Source organism: Adhaeribacter pallidiroseus, from assembly GCF_003340495.1.
In the GTDB taxonomy this organism is placed as follows: domain Bacteria; phylum Bacteroidota; class Bacteroidia; order Cytophagales; family Hymenobacteraceae; genus Adhaeribacter; species Adhaeribacter pallidiroseus.
Window position 1 is genome coordinate 4179021 of the sequence record NZ_QASA01000001.1, and the last position, 22904, is coordinate 4201924.

Consider the following 22904-nt stretch of genomic DNA (forward strand, 5'->3'; position numbering starts at 1 on the left):
CTAAAAACAAAAACAGGCACCCTGATGATCATGAAAAACTTACCGCGTTCGCTCCAATCCGTAAGGCAGCACCGGTTATTTCGGCCCGGCGCCGGCTTGGTTCTGGCTTCTTTGCTCAGCGCCAGCCTGGCTTTTAACCTGAATAAGGCTAAACTTTTTCTGGCCGATTCGGAAACCGATGGCTTAGAAACTGCCGCTGGTCTGGAAACCAAAACTTTTGCTACGGCCCCCATGACCCTGAACTTAACCAACATGGACATTGATGTCAAAGGCCGGGTGTGGGTTACCGAAGCCATCAACTACCGCCTGCAACACAACCCAGAAAACAAAGCCCGTCCCGAAGGCGATCGCATTCTGATACTGGAAGACCAGGACGGCGATGGCAAAGCCGATAAGCAAAAAGTATTTTACCAAGGCAAAGACGTGGATGCAGCTTTAGGCATAGCCGTAATGGGCAACCGGGTAATTGTATCGGCTTCGCCCAACGTGTTTGTGTTTACCGATACCGACGGCGACGATAAAGCCGATAAGAAAGATTTGCTGTTTACCGGTATTGGCGGCGTGCAGCACGACCACGGCATGCACACGTTTACCTTTGGCCCCGATGGTAAATTGTATTTTAATTTCGGCAACGAAGGCAAACAAATTAAAGATAAAAACGGTCAACCGATCGTGGATCAGGCGGGCAACGTGGTAGCTGATAACGGCAAACCGTATCGCCAGGGCATGGTGTTCCGGTGCAACCCCGACGGCAGCGAATTTGAGGTACTGGCGCATAATTTCCGGAACAACTACGAAGTAGCTGTGGATTCTTACGGTACCTTATGGCAATCCGATAACGACGACGATGGCAACCGGGGCGTACGCATTAATTACGTGCTGCCTTACGGCAACTACGGCTACCAGGATGAGAAAACCGGCGCTGGCTGGAGCGCTTACCGCACTGGTCTGGAAACCGAAATTCCGTTGCGCCATTGGCATTTAAACGACCCGGGCACGGTACCTAACTTGTTACAAACCGGGGCCGGCTCCCCTACCGGTATGTTAATCTACGAAGGCAAATTATTACCTAGCCAATTTCAAGGCCAAATGATTCATTCCGATGCCGGGCCAAATGTGGTACGATCTTACCCGGTTACGCCCGATGGGGCGGGTTATAAAGCCGAAATCGTAAACATTGTAAAAGGCGTGAAAGACCAGTGGTTCCGGCCATCGGATGTAACGGTAGCGCCGGATGGTTCTTTGTTTATCTCGGATTGGTACGACCCGGGCGTAGGTGGCCACCAGCAAGGCGAAACCCAGAAAGGGCGCGTGTTCCGGGTAGCGCCGGCTAATACACCGTACACGGTCCCTAAAATGGATCTGAGCTCGGCCAATGGTGCCGTAAAAGCTTTGCAAAGTCCGAACCTCGATACCCGGTACCAAGCTTATACCGCCTTGCAGCAAATGGGCCGAAAAGGTGAAAAAGCCTTAGCGAAACTCTGGAAAACCGGCGAATCGCGGCAGCGGGCCCGGGCTTTGTGGTTGTTAAGTAAAATAAACGGCCGCGGCGAAAAATATTTAAAACAAGCTTATCAAGATAAAGACGACAACATCCGGATAACCGGCTTACGCGCCGCGCAGGAATTAAAACTTGATATCATTCCTATTTTAAAAGCCTGGGCGAATGACCCGAACGCGCAAGTTCGCCGGGAAGTAGCCATTGCTTTACGCTACAGCAAATCGCCGGAAGCCCCGGCTATCTGGGCCGATCTGGCCCGGCAGTACGACGGCAAAGACCGCTGGTACCTGGAAGCTTTAGGCATTAGTTCCGATTTGCAAGCCGATGCATTCTTTACCGCCTGGACCAGTAAAGGAGGTGGCGATATCACCAAAGCTACCGATCAGGATATTATTTGGCGGTCTCGCTCCGCCCAAGCTTTACCCAAACTGGCCCAGATAATTCAAAAAACGAGCAACGCCGCGGAACTGCCGCATTATTTCCGGGCTTTCGATTTTCACGCTAATTCGCCGGAAAAACAACAAGCTTTAGCCAGCTTGCTCGACGGCAACAGCCCGGCGCAAAATCAAATTACTACTTTAGCCTTACAAGCCAGCGATCAGTCGGCGCAAAAAGATGCCAAGTTTCAGGCGGCTCTGCGCCGGACCATTGAGGCGTCACGCGGTACCAAGCAATTTGTGATGTTGCTGGAACAATATGGTTTGCCCGAATTTAACCAGGATTTACAAGCCCTGGCCCTTACCAACCCCGAAAGCGAAATGGCCCGTGATGCGGCCCGTGCTTTAGTAAAAGCACCCGGCGGAATAGATGCGGTAGCAAAAGCATTCAACAGCAAAGATCCGCAAGTTACGCAGGGCATGTTAACTGCCGTGGGCAATTACGAAAGCAACCAGGTAAAAGACTTGCTGCAAGCCGTAATGCTGGACACGAAACGTCCGCTGGAAATCCGGCAATTAGCTTTACGCAAACTAGGCTCCGGTGGCAGCGGCGAAGACCGACTGGTAGAGTTAGTGAAAAACAAGAAAATCCCAACGGAACTGGAAGAAACAGCGGGTACCATCTTGTTACGGGCCTGGCGACCGGATATTAAAGAGGTAGCTGCTATTTATTTTAAAAAACCTAGTCGCGAAGGCAAACCTTTGCCTCCAATAGCGCAGTTAGCCACCATGTCCGGCGACCCCGTGAATGGCAAAGCCGTATTTGCGCAATCGTGCTCCGTTTGTCACAAAGTTAATAACGAAGGTGCCTGGTTTGGTCCGGAGTTATCGGAGATTGGCGGTAAACTACCCAAACAAGCCTTGTATACCGCTATTTTGCACCCCGATGCCGGGATTAGTTTCGGCTACGAAGGCTATACCATTAAGCTGAAAGACGGCAACCAGGTGGTAGGCATTGTATCCAGCCAAACCGAAGATAAAATGGATGTGCGCTTACCCGGCGGGCAAGTCATGAGCTATGCCATCAAAGACGTGGTATCTAAAAAACAAATGGATAAATCGCTGATGCCGGCCAATTTACAGCAAGGCATTTCGGAAAAAGAACTGGTGAACCTGGTAGAATATTTAAGTTCTTTAAAGAAAGCCACCGCTAAAAATTAATTTTTTAAAAATTAGGTCTGCCGCCCAGATCAGCAACGCTAAAATCCCGGTTACAACAACGTAACCGGGATTTTTTATGGTCTATGAAAACTTAATGGGGTTAAAGCAGGTATTCATTTTCAAAAAAGAATGTACGCAACCTTATAATGCTGAATTTAACAGAAAGACAGTAGCTACAAGTAAACTACATCAGTTTGGCTCAGGACGACCTTCTGGGTTCTGCGAACCTTTGGTTCTGGTGCGGAGGCACGAGGCATTGTGAGATAATGTAGGAACGTGCCGCGGCACGTTCCTACCAGCCCGGAAGAGCCAAACGGGGCCTGCCGGCCAGGAGGCAAACTCAGCCTTGTCAAGTTAGATAGCACCAACGCCTGGAGGCGGGAACCGGCTCCAACGATAAAAAGGCGAATACATCTTTCTAAAAATGCGGTTTAAACATTATAAAAAATTTAAAAAATGACCTTGATCCAAAAAATAGATTTTGTGTTAACCCCGCCACACGGCCGTGCTTTCCGCGTTGATGCCCGTTTTATTCCTGATCAGCAAGCCAAGCCAGTAGTCATTTTTGTGCACGGGTTTAAAGGATTCAAAGATTGGGGTCATTTTAATCTAATTGCGGACTACTTTGCGCAACAAGGCTTTGTATTTATAAAACTTAACTTATCGCACAACGGCACTACCCTCGACAGCGAAGATTTAACGGACATGGAGGCTTTCGGGCAGAATAATTTTTCCATTGAACTCGATGACCTGGACACTTTACTCAATTACTTGTTCAGTCTTCCGGAGAACCTGCCAAAGGCCGAACTAAACCTGGATAAAGTATCTTTAATTGGTCATAGTCGCGGTGGTGGCTTAGTAATTCTAAAAGCAGCCGAAGAAGAGCGGGTAAAAGCAGTAGTGGGTTGGGCACCCATTAGCGACCTGCTCATGCGCTGGCCCGAAGAAGTACTCACCAACTGGCAGAAAACGGGCGTGCATTACATCTATAATTCCCGCATTAATCAGGATATGCCCTTGTATTACCAGCTCGTCGAGGATTTTAAAGCGAACCAGGAACGCCTGGATATCCCAGCGGTAGTTAAAAATTTAAAAAAACCATTTCTCATTATTCACGCCGAAGACGACGAAACTTTACCCGTAAGCATGGCCGACGAACTAAAAGCAAATCAACCCCAGGCCGAAGTAATAATTTTACCGGCAGGCGGACACACTTTTGGCGGCAAGCACCCTTTCCCGGATACTAATTTGCCACCTTCCGCGCAAACAGTAGCGGAGCGCACCGTAGAATTTTTAAAAAAATTATAAAAAAGAAAAATTACAGAAGACCAAAGCAGAAGTATTTGATTTCCGGATTAACGCAAAAAGTTTTTAAAGCTGGTTGTGCAGACACAACCAACGGCGTATGCCCATTAACACTGTCTTTGCTGAATATTAAGAACATTGCACGGTTATGGGGAGAGTTCGCGTCAGCGGTCTCTATCCATTTAACGACAGCCAATCTCTGATTGGCGTTTACTTAAATTCCCCGCTACGCCAATCAGAGATTGGCTGTCCAAAAGTACTTAGAGCGCTTTGCTAACTCTAAGCACAATTATGAGATCTAATTACTGCTGCTTTTTTCAAAAAGATCGTTTAAGTACTTGGACAGAATTAACCGAAAGAAAAGAGTAAATTAAGCACTTGATTTTAAAAAATTAATAGGCTAGCAACGAATAACTAATCACGATTAACTACTACTATGGTCTATCGACCATGGACTATCGACTAAAACATGCCTACCACTTATTTATTATTAGGCAGTAACTTGGGTAACCGCCTGGATTTACTGAAACAAGCCCGCGATCTGATTGCGGGTCGCTTGGGAGCTATTTCGCAACTTTCCGGTATTTACGAAACCGCCGCCTGGGGCCTGGAAAATCAACAAGCTTTTTTAAACCAGGTACTGGCCGTTGAAACTACTTTAATGCCCGAAGAACTTTTGCGCCAAATAAACAACCTGGAAGCGGAGTTAGGCCGGGTGCGGCTGGAACGTTGGGGTGCCCGGGTGATTGATATTGATATTTTATACTATGATCAATTAGTTCTGCAAACGCAACGGCTTACTGTTCCGCATCCCGAACTGCAAAATCGCCGCTTTACTTTGGTACCCCTCGTGCAAATTGTCCCTGATTTTGTTCATCCTGCATTACAACAAAGCAATTTACAACTTCTGGAACAATGTCCTGATCAACTACCCGTTACGCTACTTAAATTGTAAAATCGTCTTTTTATTAAGTATATAAACTTCGTGGAAGGTTATTCTGGAGGAACCAATAAAACTACGCAGCAGAATAGGTTCCTCCGGAATAACTAGAGATTAGATATTCAAAGGTTAAGCAAAAATTTAAAAAATTTACTTTTTGAACCAGGCTTATAACGCCGAACTTACCTCAGCTTCTTTATTGATTTTTTTAACTAAACCCTGCAATACTTTACCCGGACCACACTCTACAAATAAAGTTGCGCCATCGGCAATCATATTTTGTACGGTTTGGGTCCAGCGGACGGGTGCCGTTAATTGCTTAATTAAATTTTGTTTTATTTGTTCCGGGTCGGTGTAGGGCTTAGCATCTACGTTTTGGTAAACCGGGCAAATAGCCGCATTAAATCTGGTATTTTGAATAGCTTCGGCCAACTCGGCTTCGGCGGGCTGCATCAACGGCGAATGAAAAGCCCCTCCTACCGGCAAAGGTAAAGCGCGTTTGGCCCCAGCCGCTTTTAGTTGCTCACAAGCCAAAGCTACTCCCTGGTTACTCCCCGAAATTACCAACTGGCCGGGGCAATTATAATTTGCAGCTACTACCACTTCTTCGATTTGCGCACATATTTCTTCTACTACGCTGTCTTCCAAACCCAGAATAGCCGCCATGGCCGAGGGGTTTGCTTCGCAGGCTTTCTGCATGGCCTGTGCTCTTTTAGAAACCAGCAATAAAGCATCTTCAAAAGCCAGTACTTTGTTCGCTACCAAGGCCGAAAATTCGCCTAAGGAATGCCCCGCCACCATTTCGGGTTTAAAATCCGGCGCTACTGCCGCCATGGCTACCGAATGTAAAAAAATAGCCGGTTGCGTTACACTGGTTTGTTTTAATTCTTCGTCGGAGCCCGCGAACATAATCTGGGAAAGGTTGAACCCCAGTAAGGCATCTGCCTGATGAAACAGGGCTTTTGCCCCCGGATATTGTTCATACAAATCGCGCCCCATACCGGAAAACTGCGAACCCTGTCCCGGAAAAATATATGCTTTCATGTGGTAGTTTTTTTGTTGAAAAGTTGGAAGGTTGAAAAGTTAGAAAGTTGAAAGGTTAGTAGGTTTTAAAGTTAAAAATTTAAAAAAATTCTTGTGTATCCTGCATATTTCAGAAATACGTGTTACGTATTTAACGAAGCAAAATAACGCATAATCCGGTAAAACAGAAAGGGCCGGCAAATTTGCCGGCCCTTTCTGTTTGCTTACCAAGGAAAAAAATCAACTTTCCAACCTACTAACCTTTCAACTTTCCAACTTTCCCACCTTCCCACCAACTATCTAACAATCTCCACCCAGCCTTTGTAGGTTTTGCGAGCATTCTGCGGATCCAGGGTAAAGAATTCTACTTCGGCCTGGTAGTAGTAAATGCCATCCGGTACCCGGCTGCCGCCTTTATCTACTCCGCTCCAATTAATCTGCGGATCAGCACTGCTTTCGTAGAGTTTGGCTCCCCAGCGATTAAATACCGTAAACCGGGTGGCTTTAATAAAGCTCGGCCGCTTGTCGTCGGGTTTAAACACGTCGTTCTTGCCATCGCCGTTCGGGGTAAAGATGTTAGGCAAGCTAAAGTAAAAACAATTGTCTTTAAACACTTCATTGCTTACCGGGCTCTCATTTCCAGCCGCATCGGTAGCTGTTACCACGTAATAACCCGCAAACGACTGCAGGTTTTGGTGGGTATAAGTGGTAACATTGCCAGCTGTAAAAGCAATGGAATCATACTCCACGGTTGGTGAGGATTTGTAGTAAATGGTATAATAAGCGATATCGGGGCTGCACGGTGGGGTTACGTTCGGTACCCAGCTTAATACGTTTTGGATAGGCGTTTGCGCCGTGAGTAGTTCGCAGTTAATTTCGTTAAGGCTCAGAACCGGCGGACACGGCGCGGTTACGTCTTCAAACATCGCACACGAAATCTGGCTGTCGTTGAGCAACAAGTACGGAATTCGGGGATTGGAGTAACGGCCTTTGGTAACTACATAGTAACAGTATTCCTGATTTTCTACCAGTGGTTGGTTGTTAAAAGTACCCCGGTCCACGTATGTCCCCCGTTAATGGTCGCGTCTACGCTGTCGATCAAAACAAAGGCATTACCGATTTGCCGGTAGATCAAATGCTTGCGGGCGGTGTTGTTCCAAGGCACTCGGTACGTCCAGTTTAAAGTAATGGCTCTATTTTCCGAAGCCGTTGTTAAACGCACGCTCGAACCCGGCGAAGCCGTGTCTACCAAAGCCGCCGTGCCATTCGGCGAATGAAACAATTCTATTTTGTACGTATAAGCCAGTTCCTCAGTGTTCAGACTGTTGTCGGTAAAGGTAGTGTCGTTTAAGTTGTTCGACTGGAAAACCGGGGCAAAAGCCGCTACCGGACCTACCTGGCCTTCGGAGCGGTATAAACGATACTGCAAGGGCGGAGTTAAACCATCCACACCTTCGCGCGGTTGGGTCCATTTTACCAGAATCTTACCGGTAGTGGTTGCTGTTTCGGTAACGCTTACATTGGTAAGCATAGGTACATTATCCGGCAGAATTACGCAAGATGGCAGAGCCGCCAAGCTTTCGCCGTTGCCCGGAGCAGGCCAGGCCGCGTAAATAGTATAGCAATACGTTTGGCCGCGCTTTAAACCACCGGCAATGCCGTTATCGTAAAAAGTAACCTGGTCTTTATTCACTTCCCCGATGCGTACAAAGCCCGTGGAAGCGGGTACTCCTGTCACGCACACTTCCGGCACAAAATTCGACTCGCCTTCTTTGCGGTAGATGTACAACTTCTCGGCGCCCTGGCACTGGTAACTTTCCCAGTTCAACCGAATCCCACCGCCTTCAATCTTGGCAGTAAAGCCCGTCGGAGAAGGACCAATTACCCGGATATTCCAGGGTTTAATATCTGAAAGTGGAACAGCGGCATTGTCAAAGGCTCGAAAAATTACTTGGTAAGGCCTTTCCCGGACATCTGTACAATTGGTTTGCCAGCTAAATTGGCCATTGTTATTATTAATTTGGCTAAAGGTAGCCTGGTTTTTGGAGGTAGGAGGCAAAATACCACTGTAGGCTTCTAAAGTAATAATATTGCCCGGATCGGGATCAGTTACGGTTACAATTTCTTGAATGGCCGTGCCCGCAATCACGCATAATTCTTTTTCAGCCAACCGGGGTGGTTGATTATCGGAAGGTAAAACACGGATTTGCATATCCCGGAGTACTTCTCCAATCTTGCGGCCATCGCGCCATTCTTCTACAAAAAAGGCTACGTTATAATCGCCTAAGCGTCCGGGTGTGTTCCAGGTTAATTGGCCCGTTCTGGCATCAATGGTAAACGTAGGTGGCCCCCCGGCGGATTAGGCAAAGCTGTACCGCCAAAGTTGTTTGGGTATTGAAAACCAAATACATCGGCTATCTGAGGTTTATCCCGGTCATCGGTTAAGTTTTGTTGGGAGGGAAATAAGCGAAAAGCTAAGCTATCACCATCCGCATCAAAGGCACCTGGGTTATGTACAAAAAGTTGCCCGGAAGTGGCTACATCAATGGGAGGAACCAACAACTGCGGCGTATGATTAATCGGCTCAAAAACATCAATCGTGATAAAAGTAGTTAACACAAAATCCTGCTGATCCGACTGGGTCATGTTTACTACGTTTTTGCTGCGGTTTACCTCGTAATAAACAAGCCTATACGTGTCGCCTCCGGTATAAATATGTTCAAAATAGTACACATTTCGCCAGGTATCCGGGGTAATTTTCTTATGATCAGCCCGCTCCACTTCTTGTGATGTACCATCACCAAAACTTAATATAGCCGTTGGGTTATCCGCCGCAGAGTTTACGTCGGCGTATTGCACCATTTTAAAAAAATAACGAAGCGGGTTGCGATTAGCGACAGGTAAGGTGGTATCGCTTTGCGCTGTAATTTCGCCGGCCCGGATGTGCGTGGCCTGCACCGTGGTAGAAAAGCCCAAACACCAAACCAGCACCCACACGCAGAAAAACGATATTGCTGTTTTAGAGGGTAAGTTTATTCGCATAGAAAAAGCATTTTAACAATAGAACGTAGGTGCGCGTGAATTTGATATTATTTCGCGAAATAATTTACTTTAATAAACCTATCATTATTCAACAATAAAACAAAAATAAATTGATTAGTTGAATAGTTAGAAGGTTAGAAAGTTGAAAGGTTGAGAAGTTGAAAAGCTAGAAGGTTGAAAGGTTAAAAATTTAAAAATATTGCCATTCACAGCCTATAAGTTAACCTTACGTCTTACGCACTTGCCCTGGTAAAATAACGCATATTCCGGCAAACAGAAAAGGCCGGCAACTTTGCCGGCCTTCTAATTTTAAAAACGAAATATTAACTTCAACCTTCTAACTTTCCAACTACCGAATAATCTCCACCCAGCCTTTGTAAGTTTTGCGGGCATTCTGTGGATCTAAGGCGTAGAATTCTACTTCGGCCTGGTAGTAATATACCCCATCCGGTACCCGGCTGCCGTCCTTGTCTACTCCTGCCCAATTTATGCGCGGATCGGCGTTGCTCTCGTAGAGCTTGGCCCCCCAGCGGTTAAACACCGCAAACTTCGTTGCTTTTATAAAACTCGGCCGTTTTTCGTCGGGTTTAAACACGTCGTTTTTGTTATCACCGTTCGGGGTAAAAATATTGGGTAAACTAAAGTAAAAACAGCTGTTTTCTTTACAAACTTCGTTACTTACCACACTCTCGTTGCCCGAAGCATCCGTAGCCGTAACTACGTAGCACCCCGCAAACGAAAGCAAGTTTTGGTGCGTAAAGGTGGTAATTTCCGGGGTCGTGAAACCGATAGAATCGTACTCGCTTAGGAGCGAAGCTTTGTAATAAATAGTGTAATAAGCTATATCGGGACTGCAAGGCGGGGTTACGTTCGGTACCCAGGTTAACAAATTCTGAATAGGCGCTTCGTCTGTTAACTGGTCGCAATTTAATTCATTTAAACTAAGTACCGGTGGACACGGTGCGGTTACATCCTCGAATAGCACGCAAGAAATTTGGCTGTTGTTAGGCAATAAATTTGGGAGCCTTGGGTTGGAGTAGCGACCTTTGGTAATAACATAGTAACAATACTCTTGATTTTCTACCAGCGGCTGGTTATTATAGGTACCCCGGTCCACGTAGGTTCCGCTGTTAACAGTCGCATCCACGCTGTCAATCAGGATAAAAGCGTTACCAACCTGACGGTAGATTAAATGCTTGCGGGCGGTATTATCCCAAGGTACCCGATAGGTCCAGTTTAATGTTATGGCCTTACTTTCCGAAGAAGTGCTTAGCCGTACACTCGACCCCGGCGAAGCGGTATCCACCAAAGCAGCCGTACCACCCGGCGAATGAAACAACTCTATTTTGTAGGTATAAGCCAGTTCTTCGGTATTCAAATTAGTATCGGTAAATGTAAGTTCATCCAGATTATTGGTCTGAAATACGGGTGTATAAGCAGCAATGGTCCCTACCTGTCCTTCGGCGCGGGAAAGCCGATATTGCAAGGGAGAAGTTAACCCTGTAACTTCGCTTGGTTTAGTCCATTCTACTAAAATTTTACCGGTAGTAGTGGAGGTTTCGGTTACACTAACTTTGGTTAATAAAGGCACATCGTCCGGCAGTATTACACAGGCCGGTACAGCGGCCAAGCTTTCGCCTTTACCCGGAGCAGGCCAGGCCGCGTAAACCGTGTAGCAATAAGTCTGGCCCCGCTTTAATCCGCCGGCAATGCCGTTGTCGTAAAAAGTAACCTGGTCTTTATTCACTTCCCCGATGCGTACAAATCCCGTGGAAGCCGGCACCCCCGTCACGCATACTTCCGGTACAAAGTTCGACTCGCCTTCTTTGCGGTAGATGTACAACTTCTCGGCCCCTTGGCACTGGTATCTGTCCCAATTCAGCCGGATGCCGCCGCCTTCAATCTGGGCCGTAAAGCCGGTCGGCGAAGGACCAATTACCCGGATGTTCCAAGGCTTTAAATCTGCCAAGGGAACAGCCGCGTTATCCACTGCTCTGAAAACAACCTGGTAAGGCTTGGCCCGTACGTCCGTGCAAGTGGTCTGCCAGCTAAACAGGCCGTTGTTGTTATTGATTTGACTAAACAGAGCGGGCGGTAAAAAGCCACCAAAGGCTTCAATTTTTAAAATATTTCCCGGATCGGGGTCAGTTGCCGTAATGGTTTCGCTAATCGTGGTGCCGGCAATAACGCACAGATCTTTTTGGTTAAGTACCGGTGGCCGATTATCTGTAGGTAAAACCCGGATCTGCATATCGCGGAGTACCTCCCCCAGCTTACGGCCATCGCGCCATTCTTCTACGTAAAATGCCACATTATAATCACCGGCTCGCCCAGGCGAATTCCAGGTTAACTGCCCCGTTTGGGCATCAATGGTAAAGGTGGGCGGACCTCCTGGCGGATTAGGCAAGGCCGTACCGCCATAGTTATTCGGGTATTGAAAACCAAATACATCTCTTATAACGGGGTTTTCTAACTCATCATTTAGGTTTTGCTGAGAAGGAGATAACCGAAAAGCCAAGCTATCGCCATCAGCATCAAAAGCCCCCGGATTATGCACAAAAATTTGCCCAATGGTGGCAAAGTCTAAGGGAGGAACCGGGAGTTGTGGGGTATGATTAATCGGCTCGAATAAATCAATAGTAATAGTGGTTTTTAAAACAAAATCCTGCTCCTGAGAATTAGTCATATTTATCACGTTGGTACTCCGGTTTACTTCAAAATAAACGAGGGTATAAGGACCAGGGCCGGAATAAATATGTTCAAAATAATACACATTGCGGTAAGTATCGGGTCTGATTAAATCTTTATGCACCCGTTTAGCCCCTGGCTCTGCTGTAAAGGTGCCATCGCCAAAGCTCACCATTGCGAATTCATTATCGGCGGGAGATCTAGAATCTGCGTATTGTACTAATTTAAAAAAATACCGCAGTGGATTCCGGTTTGCAACCGGCAAAGTAGTGTCGCTTTTAGCGGTAATTTCCCCGGCCCGGATGTGAGTAGCCTGTACATGGATAGGAAAGGATAAGCAACAAACGAGTAACAAAAAGCAAAAAACTGCTATTACCGTTTTGGAGGGTAAGTTTGTTTGCATAGATGAAGCTTTATAGCAACAAAACGAAAGTGCAAGTAGAAATAATATTAATTTGTAAAAATATTTAATCCACTAAAGCAATCATTATCACGCAACAAAACCCAAGAACTAATTGTTATAATTACAGTTTGAAATGCGGAAAAGGCAGGGGTGAGGAACCGCAAAAAAGGCTGGTATAAGCTTTAATTTAGATTTATTCAAAATAGGTTTTTGTTTTGGTTTATAAACCACCCGCCATTACCTTTGAAAACGTAATAAACTAATTTTTTAACTTATCACTTAAACATTACCCACATAAATGAGTTGGCTCACGAAAACATTCTCCAGTACCATTGGCCGGAAAGTGATTATGTCCCTAACCGGGCTGTTTCTCTGTTCTTTCCTGGTGGTACACTTAATCGGCAACTTACAATTATTTAAAAATGACGGCGGCGAGGCGTTCAACGTTTATTCCGAGTTTATGGGGCATAACCCCGTTATCCGGACCTTGGAAATTGTGCTTTTGCTGGGTTTCGCTTTTCACATCTACGACGCTTTGGTGCTCACCCGGCGTAATCAAAGCGCTCGTTCGGTAAAATACGCCGTGAATCATTTAGATCAGAACAGTAACTGGTCGTCGCGGAACATGGGCCTTTTAGGCACGGTTATCCTGGTTTTTCTGCTGGTACATTTGTATAACTTTTTCTGGCGCGCCCGCTTCGGCGATATACCCGCTGACCCGCGGGGCAACGAAGATTTATATGGCGTAGTAGTCGAGTCGTTTCAGATCTGGTGGTACGTGTTATTATACGTTATTGCGCAGGCGGCTTTATGTTTCCACTTAATTCACGGCTTTGCGAGTGCTTTCCAGACCTTAGGTTTAAACCACCGCAAGTATACCCCGGCCATTAAAGCGGTGAGCTACGGCTTTTCTATTTTGGTTTGCCTAGGCTTTGCCGCCATGCCGCTTTACTTTTTCTTTCAGAGTTAATTTAATTCATCTGCTTATATGACATTAGATGCTAGAATCCCCGAAGGCCCTTTAGCCGCCAAGTGGGAACAACATAAATTTAACGTGAAGCTGGTAAACCCGGCTAACAAACGAAAATACGATATAATTGTAGTGGGTACCGGTTTGGCGGGTGCTTCGGCCGCGGCCACCCTGGCCGAGTTAGGTTACAACGTAAAAGCTTTTTGCTACCAGGATAGCGCCCGTCGGGCGCACAGTATTGCGGCGCAGGGTGGTATTAACGCGGCCAAAAATTACCAAAACGACGGTGACAGCGTGTACCGTTTGTTTTACGATACCATTAAAGGCGGTGACTACCGCGCCCGCGAAGCCAACGTGTACCGGCTGGCGCAGGTTTCGGTAAATATTATTGACCAGTGCGTGGCGCAAGGTGTACCGTTTGCCCGCGAGTACGGTGGCTTACTGGCTAACCGCTCGTTTGGGGGGGCGCAGGTTTCGCGTACGTTCTACGCCCGGGGCCAAACCGGTCAGCAGTTGTTATTAGGGGCGTATAGCGCGCTTAACCGGCAAATTGCCTACGGTAAAGTAAAAATGTACCCGCGTACCGAAATGTTGGATTTAGTAATGGTGGACGGCAAGGCCCGCGGCATTATTACCCGTCATTTAATTACCGGTAAAATAGAAAGACATAGCGCCCACGCGGTTATTCTGGCTACGGGTGGTTACGGCAACGTATTCTACTTGTCAACCAACGCCATGGGTTCCAATACCACGGCTATCTGGCGGGCCCATAAAAAAGGCGCTTACTTTGCCAATCCGTGCTTTACCCAAATTCACCCCACCTGTATTCCGGTTTCCGGCGAGTATCAGTCTAAATTAACTTTAATGTCGGAATCGTTGCGGAACGATGGCCGGGTGTGGGTACCGAAAGCCGTAGGTGACAAGCGGGCGCCGCAGGACATTTCGGAAGAAGAACGCGATTACTTCCTGGAACGCAAATACCCTTCGTTTGGTAACCTGGTGCCGCGCGACGTGGCATCCCGGAACGCCAAACAAGCCTGCGACGAAGGCCGGGGCGTAGGTTCTACGGGCTTAGCCGTTTACCTTGATTTCGCCGATGCGATTCAGCGCGACGGTCTGGATAAGGTAAGCCAGAAATATGGTAACCTGTTTGATATGTACGCCAAGATCACCGGCGAAAATCCGTACGAATCGCCGATGCGTATCTATCCGGCAGTGCATTATACCATGGGTGGCTTGTGGGTGGATTATAACTTAATGACTTCCATTCCGGGCTTATACGCTACGGGTGAGTGTAACTTCTCCGACCACGGCGCTAACCGCTTAGGAGCTTCGGCTCTGATGCAAGGTTTGGCGGATGGCTATTTTGTAATTCCGTACACCATCGGTGATTACTTGGCCCAGATGAAAACCGAGAAAGTACCAACAGATCATCCGGCCTTTAACCAAGCGGAACAAGAAGTAGTAAGCCGGGTAAACCGGTTTCTGAACACTAAGGGTACCAAAACCGTGGATCAATACCACAAAGAATTAGGTTTACTCATGTGGGATTACTGCGGCATGGCCCGGAATGCGGAAGGTTTACGATTTGCCAAGCAAAAAATTAGCGAGTTAAAAGCTGATTTTTGGCAGAACGTGCGGGTGTTAGGTGCTAACGAAGAGTTAAACATGACCCTGGAAAAAGCGGGTCGCGTAGCTGACTTTATTGAACTGGGCGAGTTGATGGTGGACGATGCTTTGCACCGGAACGAATCCTGCGGTGGTCACTTCCGGGAAGAATACCAAACGCCGGAAAACGAGGCTTTGCGCGACGATGAGAATTTTGCCTACGTTGCGGCATGGGAATATACCGGCGATAACCAACCGGAAAACCTGCACAAAGAGGCCTTAAATTTCGAAAATGTGAAGCTGACGCAGCGGAGCTATAAGTAAGTTGCAGGTTACAAGTTGCAGGTTATTTAAATTTTGAAATAACTGATACTTACCCTACTTGCAAAAATTTAAAAATTGAAAGTAAATTTATAAAATCTGTTATATAAAGTTCTGAATTAGATTTCTATGAATTGTTTCTTTTATGAGCAATTTCTAATTCATAATTTTTAATTCATAATTTGAAATAGAAAATGGCTGGTAACAATCCTAATGCAAAGCCCATGAACCTGACGCTTCGGGTGTGGCGCCAAAAAAATGCAAATTCGCCAGGTCAACTGGTTACTTATAATGCCAATAACATTTCTCCCGATATGTCTTTCCTGGAAATGATCGACGTGGTAAACGAAGATCTAACTATTAAAGGCGAAGACCCGATTGCTTTTGACCACGACTGTCGTGAAGGTATTTGCGGCATGTGCAGCATGTACATCAATGGCAGGGCCCATGGCCCCGAAAAGGGGACTACTACCTGCCAGTTGCACATGCGTAAATTTAACGATGGCGAAACCATTACCATTGAGCCGTGGCGCGCTAATGCTTTCACCATTAACAAAGATTTAAGTACCGACAGATCGGCGTTAGATCGAATCCAGCAGGCGGGCGGTTACATCTCAGTTAACACCGGTGGGGTACCCGATGCGAACGAAATTCCGATTCCGAAAAATATTGCCGATAAAGCTTTTGATGCGGCTACTTGTATCCAGTGCGGTGCTTGCGTGGCAGCTTGTAAAAACGCTTCGGCTATGTTATTCGTGAGCGCCAAAGTATCGCAGTTAGCTTTATTACCGCAAGGTAAAGTAGAGCGCAAAACCCGCGTCGAAAATATGCTGGCCCAGCACGATGCCGAAGGTTTTGGTGCCTGCTCCAACATTGGTTCCTGCGCCGCCGAGTGTCCAGTAGGTATTTCCCTGGAAAATATTGCTATCCTGAACCGGGAATACCTGGGAGCTAAATTAACTTCCGAAAACGTAGGTTAATACTTGTTTGAATTTTTAAAAAAGCGAGCCCTTCAGCTCGCTTTTTTTATGGACTGTTAAAAGTGGATTCTGGTTTATCACTGGTATAAAATTTAGTTTTAAAACAAAAAGGTACTTTTAATGGTAGCAGATACAAAACATTCTATTTTTTAAATTTCTGTTCATGATCACCATTATATCCGGCACCAATCGTCCTCGTTCCAACGCCCGCGTAATTTCAGATATTTATGCCCGCTTGCTGGATCAACGCCAAATGCCCAACCAGATTCTGGATCTAATGGATTTACCGGCTGATTTTGTATTTACGGCCTTATACCACAATGCCGGCAAAAACGACCAGTATAATGAGTTAAATAAATTAATTGAAAGTACCGATAAGTTTGTTTTTGTAGTACCGGAGTACAATGCGTCTTTTCCGGGCGTGTTAAAAGCCTTTATTGATGGGTTAAGTTACCCGGACAGTTTCAAAAACAAAAAAGCCGCTTTAGTAGGAATATCCACCGGTTCGCAGGGAGGTGCTTTGGCACTCAGTCATCTCACGGATATTCTGCATTACATGGGCATGCACGTACTGGCCGCCAAGCCCCGGTTAAATTACATTTCCAAAAGCCTAGCCAACGGCGAACTCACCAACCCTTTATACGAAAGCTTATTACTCGAGCAAATCGATTCTTTTATCAATTTTTAGACAGAAGTAAGCACGCAAACCAATGTGAGACAGACTACTTTGTCATTTTCCAACTATAATGCGTAAGTTACTTCTGCGCCATAATTGGAAAAGACCATCTAGTTTGAAGAAACTGTCAAGCCGTCGGTACAAATTAAAAAAACAATGAGGAATTTACTTATATCTTTCCTGCTGTGGGCCTTGATTTCTTGTAAGCCTGATGATAAAAAAATTAAAAAGGATAAAATACAAGTTATTGATTCTCATTCAATAAAAATTGATTCAAGCTCAATTGTTTTTAAACAAATTTTAGGGAAATGGGGAATTTACGAAAGAATCAATAAAGGCTTAATAGTTAATTGTTATGCTTGTCCTAAAATGATTTTTAAAAGTGACTCAACTGGAGAAATAATCAACCCTTCAAAAGAAAGAGAAGTTATAAAATGGGCTACGGACGGAAGCACCTTGACAATAAAGAACTTAAAAGCTATACCAAATAGAACATTTCCAGATGGTAAATATGCAATAACCTTTACGCCTAAAAAGAAATATGCTGACTTAAAACTAACTTACCTATTGACAGGCGAAACTTACATCTTGAGTAAATAAAATACCTTGCAACAACAAAGTATATACTAAACCCTTGGTTCACTTTAGGATTCGCATATATTCAAAATGATATATGGAAGCAAAAGCCGATGAAACTTGTATGCAATTAAGTTCGGCAAGTCACGGAAGTAACTTCCGCGACATATTGGGACATAGTGGATATTACAACTATGACGTCTAAAACAAAAAGGCCGGAACTGCTCCGACCTTTTTGTTTTCATAGAAAATTTAAAAAATTAGTCCTTCTCGATCAACTCCACGCTGCGTTTCACGAAAGCCGTTAAAGCCGGACCAGTCAGCATGTTTTGCGATAAAAGAGCCAGGTCAAAGGCTTGTTTGGCAATTTTTTCTTTGCTGTCGTCCTGGGCACTTAAAATCCGGTTGTTGATGGCATGATTCGCGTTAACACTTACGTTGTAAGTATCCGGCATATTGCCCATAAATAGCATCCCGCCCCCACCGGTTTTGCTCATATCTTTCATGCGGCGCATAAACTCCGGTAAAGTAATTACCACCGGTTGGTCTTGCGGCGAAAGCGGCTCAATGGAAACGTGCATGTTGGTGTTGTTGATGGCCTTTTCGTAGATTTCTTTCAGCTGGGTTTTCTCGTCTTCGCTCAACACCGATTCTTTGGTTTCATCTTTTTCAATGAGCTTATCAATCGTATCGGAATCCACGCGTTTCAAGGTTACTTTTTCCAGCTTCTGCTCCAGCATGCCGATGAAGTGGCTATCGATCATGGAGTCCAGCTTTAAAACGTCGTAGCTGCGGTCCTTCGCTGATTCCACGAAAGCGTGCTGCTTTTCTTCGTCGGAAGTATACAAAATCACCAGGTTGTCGCTTTTATCTTTCTGGTTGGCCTGGATGTATTCTTTATACTCCTCAATGGTGAAGTACTTGCTATCGGTATTTTGCAATAAGGCAAAATCTTTAGCTTTTTCGTAGAACTTATCGTCGCTCAACATGCCGTATTTCACGAACACGTTGATGTCGTTCCATTTTTCCTGGAAGTTTTCGCGCTCTTTTTTGAAAATATCAGCCAGCTTATCGGCTACCTTTTTGGTGATGTAAGTATTAATCTTCTTCACGTTCGAGTCGGCCTGTAAGAAGCTCCGGGAAACGTTCAACGGAATATCCGGAGAGTCGATAACGCCGTGGAGCAACATCAAGAACTCCGGCACTACGTCTTTTACTTCGTCGGTAATAAATACCTGCCGGCTGTAAAGTTGTATTTTGTTTTTCTGGAACTCAAACTCGTTTTTCAGTTTCGGGAAATACAGAATACCGGTTAAGTTAAACGGATAATCTACGTTTAAATGAATCCAGAACAGCGGGTCTTCGGAGAACGGATACAGTTCTTTGTAGAAGGTTTTGTAATCTTCGTCGGTTAAATCCGACGGTGATTTGGTCCAGATGGGGTTGGGATTGTTGATAACCTCACCTTTAAACTCTACCGGTACCGGTAAGAATTTGCAGTATTTATTCAGAATCGTCTGGATGCGGGCTTCTTCTAAAAACTCATCCGAATCGGCCGCAATGTTCAACACAACGTCGGTACCACGCTCGGCCCGTTCGGTATCGGTAATGGTAAATTCCGTAGAACCGTCGCAAACCCAATGGGCAGCGGTAGTCCCTTCCTGATACGATTGCGTGATAATTTCCACGGTATCGGCTACCATAAAGGACGAGTAAAATCCTAAACCAAAATGACCGATAATCTGGTTGGCGTCGGGTTTGTCTTTGTATTTTTCAACGAACTCGGTAGCGCCGGAAAACGCAATCTGGTTAATGTATTTTTTAATTTCTTCGGCCGTCATCCCAATGCCGTTATCACTTACGGTAATAGTGCGGGCTTCTTTATCCACGGCTACTTTTACTTTTAAATCGCCGAGTTCGCCTTTGTACTCGCCAATCGCCGATAAACGTTTCAGTTTTTGCGAAGCATCTACGGCGTTAGAAACCAGCTCGCGCAAAAAGATTTCGTGATCGGAGTACAGGAATTTTTTAATGATCGGAAAAATATTTTCGGTGTGAATCGAAATATTACCTTTTTCTGCCATAATGATTGGTATAAGTTATATGTGGTCTGTTTTGCCTAACGTTGTACTGCAACAGGCAAACTTCAAAAGTTATTCCAGCTGCCTTAAATAAGTTAAAACGTGACAGCTTGACAGTTTTACAGGGTACCAAAATTGCAAAAATTTAAAAATTCCACTTTTCTGCTGGTTTAATTTGTGGATAAAGCCTGTGGAAAAAATGTAGAGAAGTAATCGCCTTAAAAATTTACAATTTGGTTGGAAATCGGGTACTTTGTCCCGATAGTATATTACGCACATTTAATATACGCTGTTCTAATCCACCGGCCTCAGGGGCGGCTCGTGTAATTTGTAATTTAATAAGTAAACCTACATTAATAGTACTTTTCGCTGAATACCATGAGGAATAATCTCTTACTGCTTCTGTTAAGTTTGTTTAGCCTGACCGCCCAGGCTCAAACGGTAATGGTGCCGGATAATATTTATTTCGCGGATCAACGATTAGTAATAAGCGACGATGCCCGCAAAGCTATTCAGAAACAGGTAGATGCTTTATTAAAGTACCCTTTGTATTTTCAGGCCAAAGTAGGTCGGGCCGATACGTACTTCCCGATTGTGTCGCGCCTTTTTGCCGAAGAAGGTTTACCCGACGATTTTAAATATTTAGCCTTACAGGAAAGCGGTTTGGTATCCGATGCCGTTTCAACTTCTAACGCTGTGGGATTCTGGCAATTTAAAAAAGAAGCCGCCGCTGATCATGGATTATTGATAACGCCCGACGTGGATGAACGCAAACACATTGTAAATTCCAGCCGCGGGGCCGCCAAATACTTTGTTAAAAACAACAAGGTTTATTATAAAAACTGGTACAACACCTTACTTTCGTACTATTTAGGTTTTACCGGCGCCAAAGCTTACGCCAAACCCGAGCATGTAGATAGCAAAGAAATGGAGGTAAACGGAAAAACCAACTGGTACATTATCACCTTTCTGGCCCACAAAATCGCTTTTGAAAACTTTATCGGTAAAAATCCGGCTCCTGAGGTAGTACTGCAGGAAGTTCCGGTGAGTGTGGGCCAAAGTTTAAGCGATGTGGCATTATCAACCCAAACCGATTACGCCGAAATTCAAAAATACAATAAATGGTTAAGCGGTAGCGTCGTGCCGGGCAACAAACCATACACGGTGCTGGTACCCATAACGAACCCGAACCAACAGCAAGCGATTTTAGCAGCTAACAGAGCGCAGGCTCCGGTAGCTGTTCCCGGCAGAAATCCTGCTGCTTCGGCGAGTCCGGCGGTAGTTACCACCAGTAATGGTTTAAAAGCGGTTATTGCCCGCACCGGCGACTCAGCGGATAAGCTGGCTAAAGCCGGTAAATTCAGCACGAAACGTTTCCGGCAATATAATGATATGGCCAGCCATGAAGGTGTGAAACCTGGCGGAACCTATTACTTAGAACGCAAAAATAGCAAGGCCAACACGGCTCATTACGCCGCTGCTCCGGGCGAGCAAACCTGGGACGTTGCCCAAAAATTTGGGGTAAAAGTAAAAAGCTTGTTGTGGTATAACCGTTTGCGGAAAAATGAAAATCTACTCGCGGGCCGGGTAATGTGGTTGCAGCAACGCCGCCCGAGCAATACGCCAATAGAGTATCAGGAGGCTCAACCAGAAACGCCGCAACCGCAAGAGGAGGAACAGCCGCTTATTATTGCTAATAATACCCCGGCCGTTCCGAAAACGCAACCCACTGCTACAAATACCACAAAGGCACCAGTTCCTAAAAAAACCGTAGAAGACAAGTTAGCCAATATATTCGGTGTAAAACCAAATCCGGAACTACCTGTGGCGGTTAAAACAGCTCCCGTGGAAGTAGACGAAAACCTGGCTGACGTAAACGAAACGGTTATTATTACCGAACCAGTTGCCACGGCCTCGGTAATTCCCAATGCACCATCCAAGGCCGAAACCGAAACGGACCCTACCATGCCTGCTGACGAGACAGAAACCACGCCGCCCGTAGTAGCCGAAGCCACCCCGGATAACGATTTAGAGGTAGAAACCATTAATGATACCACGCTAGCCAGTACCGAAGAACCAGTACTTGTTGTGGCCGAATCTGCTCCGGCAGCTAAACCCGGAAACTTGTACCCGATTAAAAAGAACCCAGTTCCTGCGCCAGTAGCGGATGCCAGCATTTTTAAACCGGAGCCAACAACTACAGCACCGCAAAAGCAACCGGTAGGATCATCCGATTCCATTAAAGCTCCAGCACCGGCTGGAAATGCCTACCCGGTTTCGGTTACCATTACCGAACACGTGGTTTCGAAAGGAGAAACTTTTTATAGCATTTCCCGGCTTTACGACATTCCGGTAAACCAACTGCAAACCTGGAACAACTTAACCAACCTGGGTTTAGCCATTGGGCAAACCCTGCGGCTTACGGCACCCGATGGCACTACGGTACAAAAACCAATTGTAGCAGCACCGGCTCCGGTTATTACCGCCGCGGCCATGTCGGCGGCGCCGGTTACAGAGCGCGCCCTGGTAGCGAATGCGGTAACCACCCAACACGTGGTATCTTCCGGCGAATCGATGTACCAGATTTCGCGCAAGTACGGCGTTACCATTAAGGAAATTATGGAATGGAACAAGAAAGCCGATTTCAGCGTATCGCCGGGCGAAAAGCTCACCATCAAACCCAAATCCAGCAGCCGGCGGTAGTTGCAAGTTACAGGTTACAGGTTGGAAGGTTTTAAAGTTGGAAGGTTGAGAGTTGCTGGTACAATTTAGAGTAATCAGGTAAGAACTTGCTCCATTTTAGTACTTAAATCCAGACAATTTAATTTTATCAGGGTCCTTCAGGAGGAATCTATTTGGCTACGTAGCGTAATAGGTTCCTCCTGAAGGACTCAATATTAATTAGAAGTAGTAACTTCTTTGATTTTTTAAATTTTTGCTCGCCTGCCATGCAACAAACAGCCTCAGCTAGGTGCAAGAGATGACGCTAAACTGTCTGAGCGTTCAGCGAGTTTTTAGCGTCTTGCGTTTTTTTGGTTCTTTTTGTATCAAGACAAAAAGAACAGAACCTGAGCAATGAAACAACTTCAATTAGAAACCAAAGCAACTCCGCTAGCTATGCGAACAAAAATCAATTAATAACTAAAGCAATAGTAGCCACTATGTGAACAAAAATTTTAAAACCCAAAGAAT

Annotated in this window: 15 protein-coding genes; 9 read left to right on the forward strand and 6 right to left on the reverse strand. The window is 45.7% G+C overall.

What is annotated here, in order from left to right; genetic code table 11:
• The first annotated feature begins 30 nt into the window (after positions 1 to 30).
• The 3 genes from AHMF7616_RS16855 (at position 31) to folK (ending at position 5359) form a co-directional block, all read left to right on the forward strand.
• The gene (locus AHMF7616_RS16855; RefSeq protein WP_115375662.1) at positions 31 to 3099 is read left to right on the forward strand and encodes a PVC-type heme-binding CxxCH protein; all 3069 of its coding nucleotides are present in this window, start codon (positions 31 to 33) and stop codon (positions 3097 to 3099) included.
• A 456-nt stretch (positions 3100 to 3555) separates the two neighbouring features.
• On the forward strand, positions 3556 to 4407 hold the full coding sequence (locus AHMF7616_RS16860) for an alpha/beta hydrolase family protein (protein WP_199474256.1): 852 nt from the start codon (positions 3556 to 3558) through the stop codon (positions 4405 to 4407).
• A 466-nt stretch (positions 4408 to 4873) separates the two neighbouring features.
• Positions 4874 to 5359, forward strand: a complete 486-nt coding sequence (folK, locus tag AHMF7616_RS16865; protein WP_115373944.1) for a 2-amino-4-hydroxy-6-hydroxymethyldihydropteridine diphosphokinase — start codon at positions 4874 to 4876, stop codon at positions 5357 to 5359.
• 153 nt (positions 5360 to 5512) lie between these two features.
• Here the strand turns inward: folK and fabD are convergent, their stop codons facing one another.
• From fabD to AHMF7616_RS16890, 5 genes are all read right to left on the reverse strand, one after another.
• Complete coding sequence (gene fabD / locus AHMF7616_RS16870) at positions 5513 to 6388, reverse strand: ACP S-malonyltransferase (RefSeq protein WP_115373945.1); 876 nt, start codon at positions 6386 to 6388, stop codon at positions 5513 to 5515.
• 275 nt (positions 6389 to 6663) lie between these two features.
• Positions 6664 to 7428 (reverse strand): T9SS type B sorting domain-containing protein, encoded by a 765-nt coding sequence (locus tag AHMF7616_RS16875; RefSeq protein ID WP_115373946.1) that lies wholly within the window; start codon positions 7426 to 7428, stop codon positions 6664 to 6666.
• The gene (locus tag AHMF7616_RS16880) at positions 7392 to 8579 is read right to left on the reverse strand and encodes a fibronectin type III domain-containing protein (protein ID WP_147275712.1); all 1188 of its coding nucleotides are present in this window, start codon (positions 8577 to 8579) and stop codon (positions 7392 to 7394) included. Before AHMF7616_RS16880 ends, AHMF7616_RS16875 begins: the two co-directional genes overlap by 37 nt.
• Before the next feature lie 95 nt (positions 8580 to 8674).
• Positions 8675 to 9409: a hypothetical protein gene (locus AHMF7616_RS16885; protein ID WP_147275713.1), complete on the reverse strand. Its 735-nt coding sequence runs from the start codon at positions 9407 to 9409 to the stop codon at positions 8675 to 8677.
• 349 nt (positions 9410 to 9758) lie between these two features.
• A complete protein-coding gene (locus tag AHMF7616_RS16890) occupies positions 9759 to 12500 on the reverse strand; it encodes a T9SS type B sorting domain-containing protein (RefSeq protein WP_115373949.1) in 2742 nt (913 codons plus the stop codon).
• Positions 12501 to 12798: 298 nt separating this feature from the next.
• On the opposite strand from AHMF7616_RS16890, the gene AHMF7616_RS16895 reads away from it, so the two are divergent.
• The 5 genes from AHMF7616_RS16895 (at position 12799) to AHMF7616_RS16915 (ending at position 17655) form a co-directional block, all read left to right on the forward strand.
• Positions 12799 to 13470 (forward strand): succinate dehydrogenase cytochrome b subunit, encoded by a 672-nt coding sequence (locus AHMF7616_RS16895; protein ID WP_115373950.1) that lies wholly within the window; start codon positions 12799 to 12801, stop codon positions 13468 to 13470.
• Positions 13471 to 13488: 18 nt separating this feature from the next.
• Entirely contained in the window at positions 13489 to 15402 is a 1914-nt protein-coding gene (locus AHMF7616_RS16900) for a fumarate reductase/succinate dehydrogenase flavoprotein subunit (protein WP_115373951.1), read from the forward strand.
• A gap of 221 nt (positions 15403 to 15623) precedes the next feature.
• The gene (locus tag AHMF7616_RS16905; protein WP_115375664.1) at positions 15624 to 16379 is read left to right on the forward strand and encodes a succinate dehydrogenase/fumarate reductase iron-sulfur subunit; all 756 of its coding nucleotides are present in this window, start codon (positions 15624 to 15626) and stop codon (positions 16377 to 16379) included.
• Between the two features lie 163 nt (positions 16380 to 16542).
• A complete protein-coding gene (locus AHMF7616_RS16910; protein WP_115373952.1) occupies positions 16543 to 17067 on the forward strand; it encodes an NADPH-dependent FMN reductase in 525 nt (174 codons plus the stop codon).
• A gap of 144 nt (positions 17068 to 17211) precedes the next feature.
• The gene (locus AHMF7616_RS16915) at positions 17212 to 17655 is read left to right on the forward strand and encodes a hypothetical protein (protein ID WP_115373953.1); all 444 of its coding nucleotides are present in this window, start codon (positions 17212 to 17214) and stop codon (positions 17653 to 17655) included.
• Between the two features lie 236 nt (positions 17656 to 17891).
• Here AHMF7616_RS16915 and htpG read toward each other — a convergent pair whose 3' ends face one another.
• On the reverse strand, positions 17892 to 19715 hold the full coding sequence (htpG, locus tag AHMF7616_RS16920; protein ID WP_115373954.1) for a molecular chaperone HtpG: 1824 nt from the start codon (positions 19713 to 19715) through the stop codon (positions 17892 to 17894).
• A gap of 375 nt (positions 19716 to 20090) precedes the next feature.
• Here htpG and AHMF7616_RS16925 point away from each other — a divergent pair, with 375 nt between their 5' ends.
• The gene (locus AHMF7616_RS16925; RefSeq protein WP_115373955.1) at positions 20091 to 22415 is read left to right on the forward strand and encodes a LysM peptidoglycan-binding domain-containing protein; all 2325 of its coding nucleotides are present in this window, start codon (positions 20091 to 20093) and stop codon (positions 22413 to 22415) included.
• Positions 22416 to 22904 lie beyond the last annotated feature (489 nt).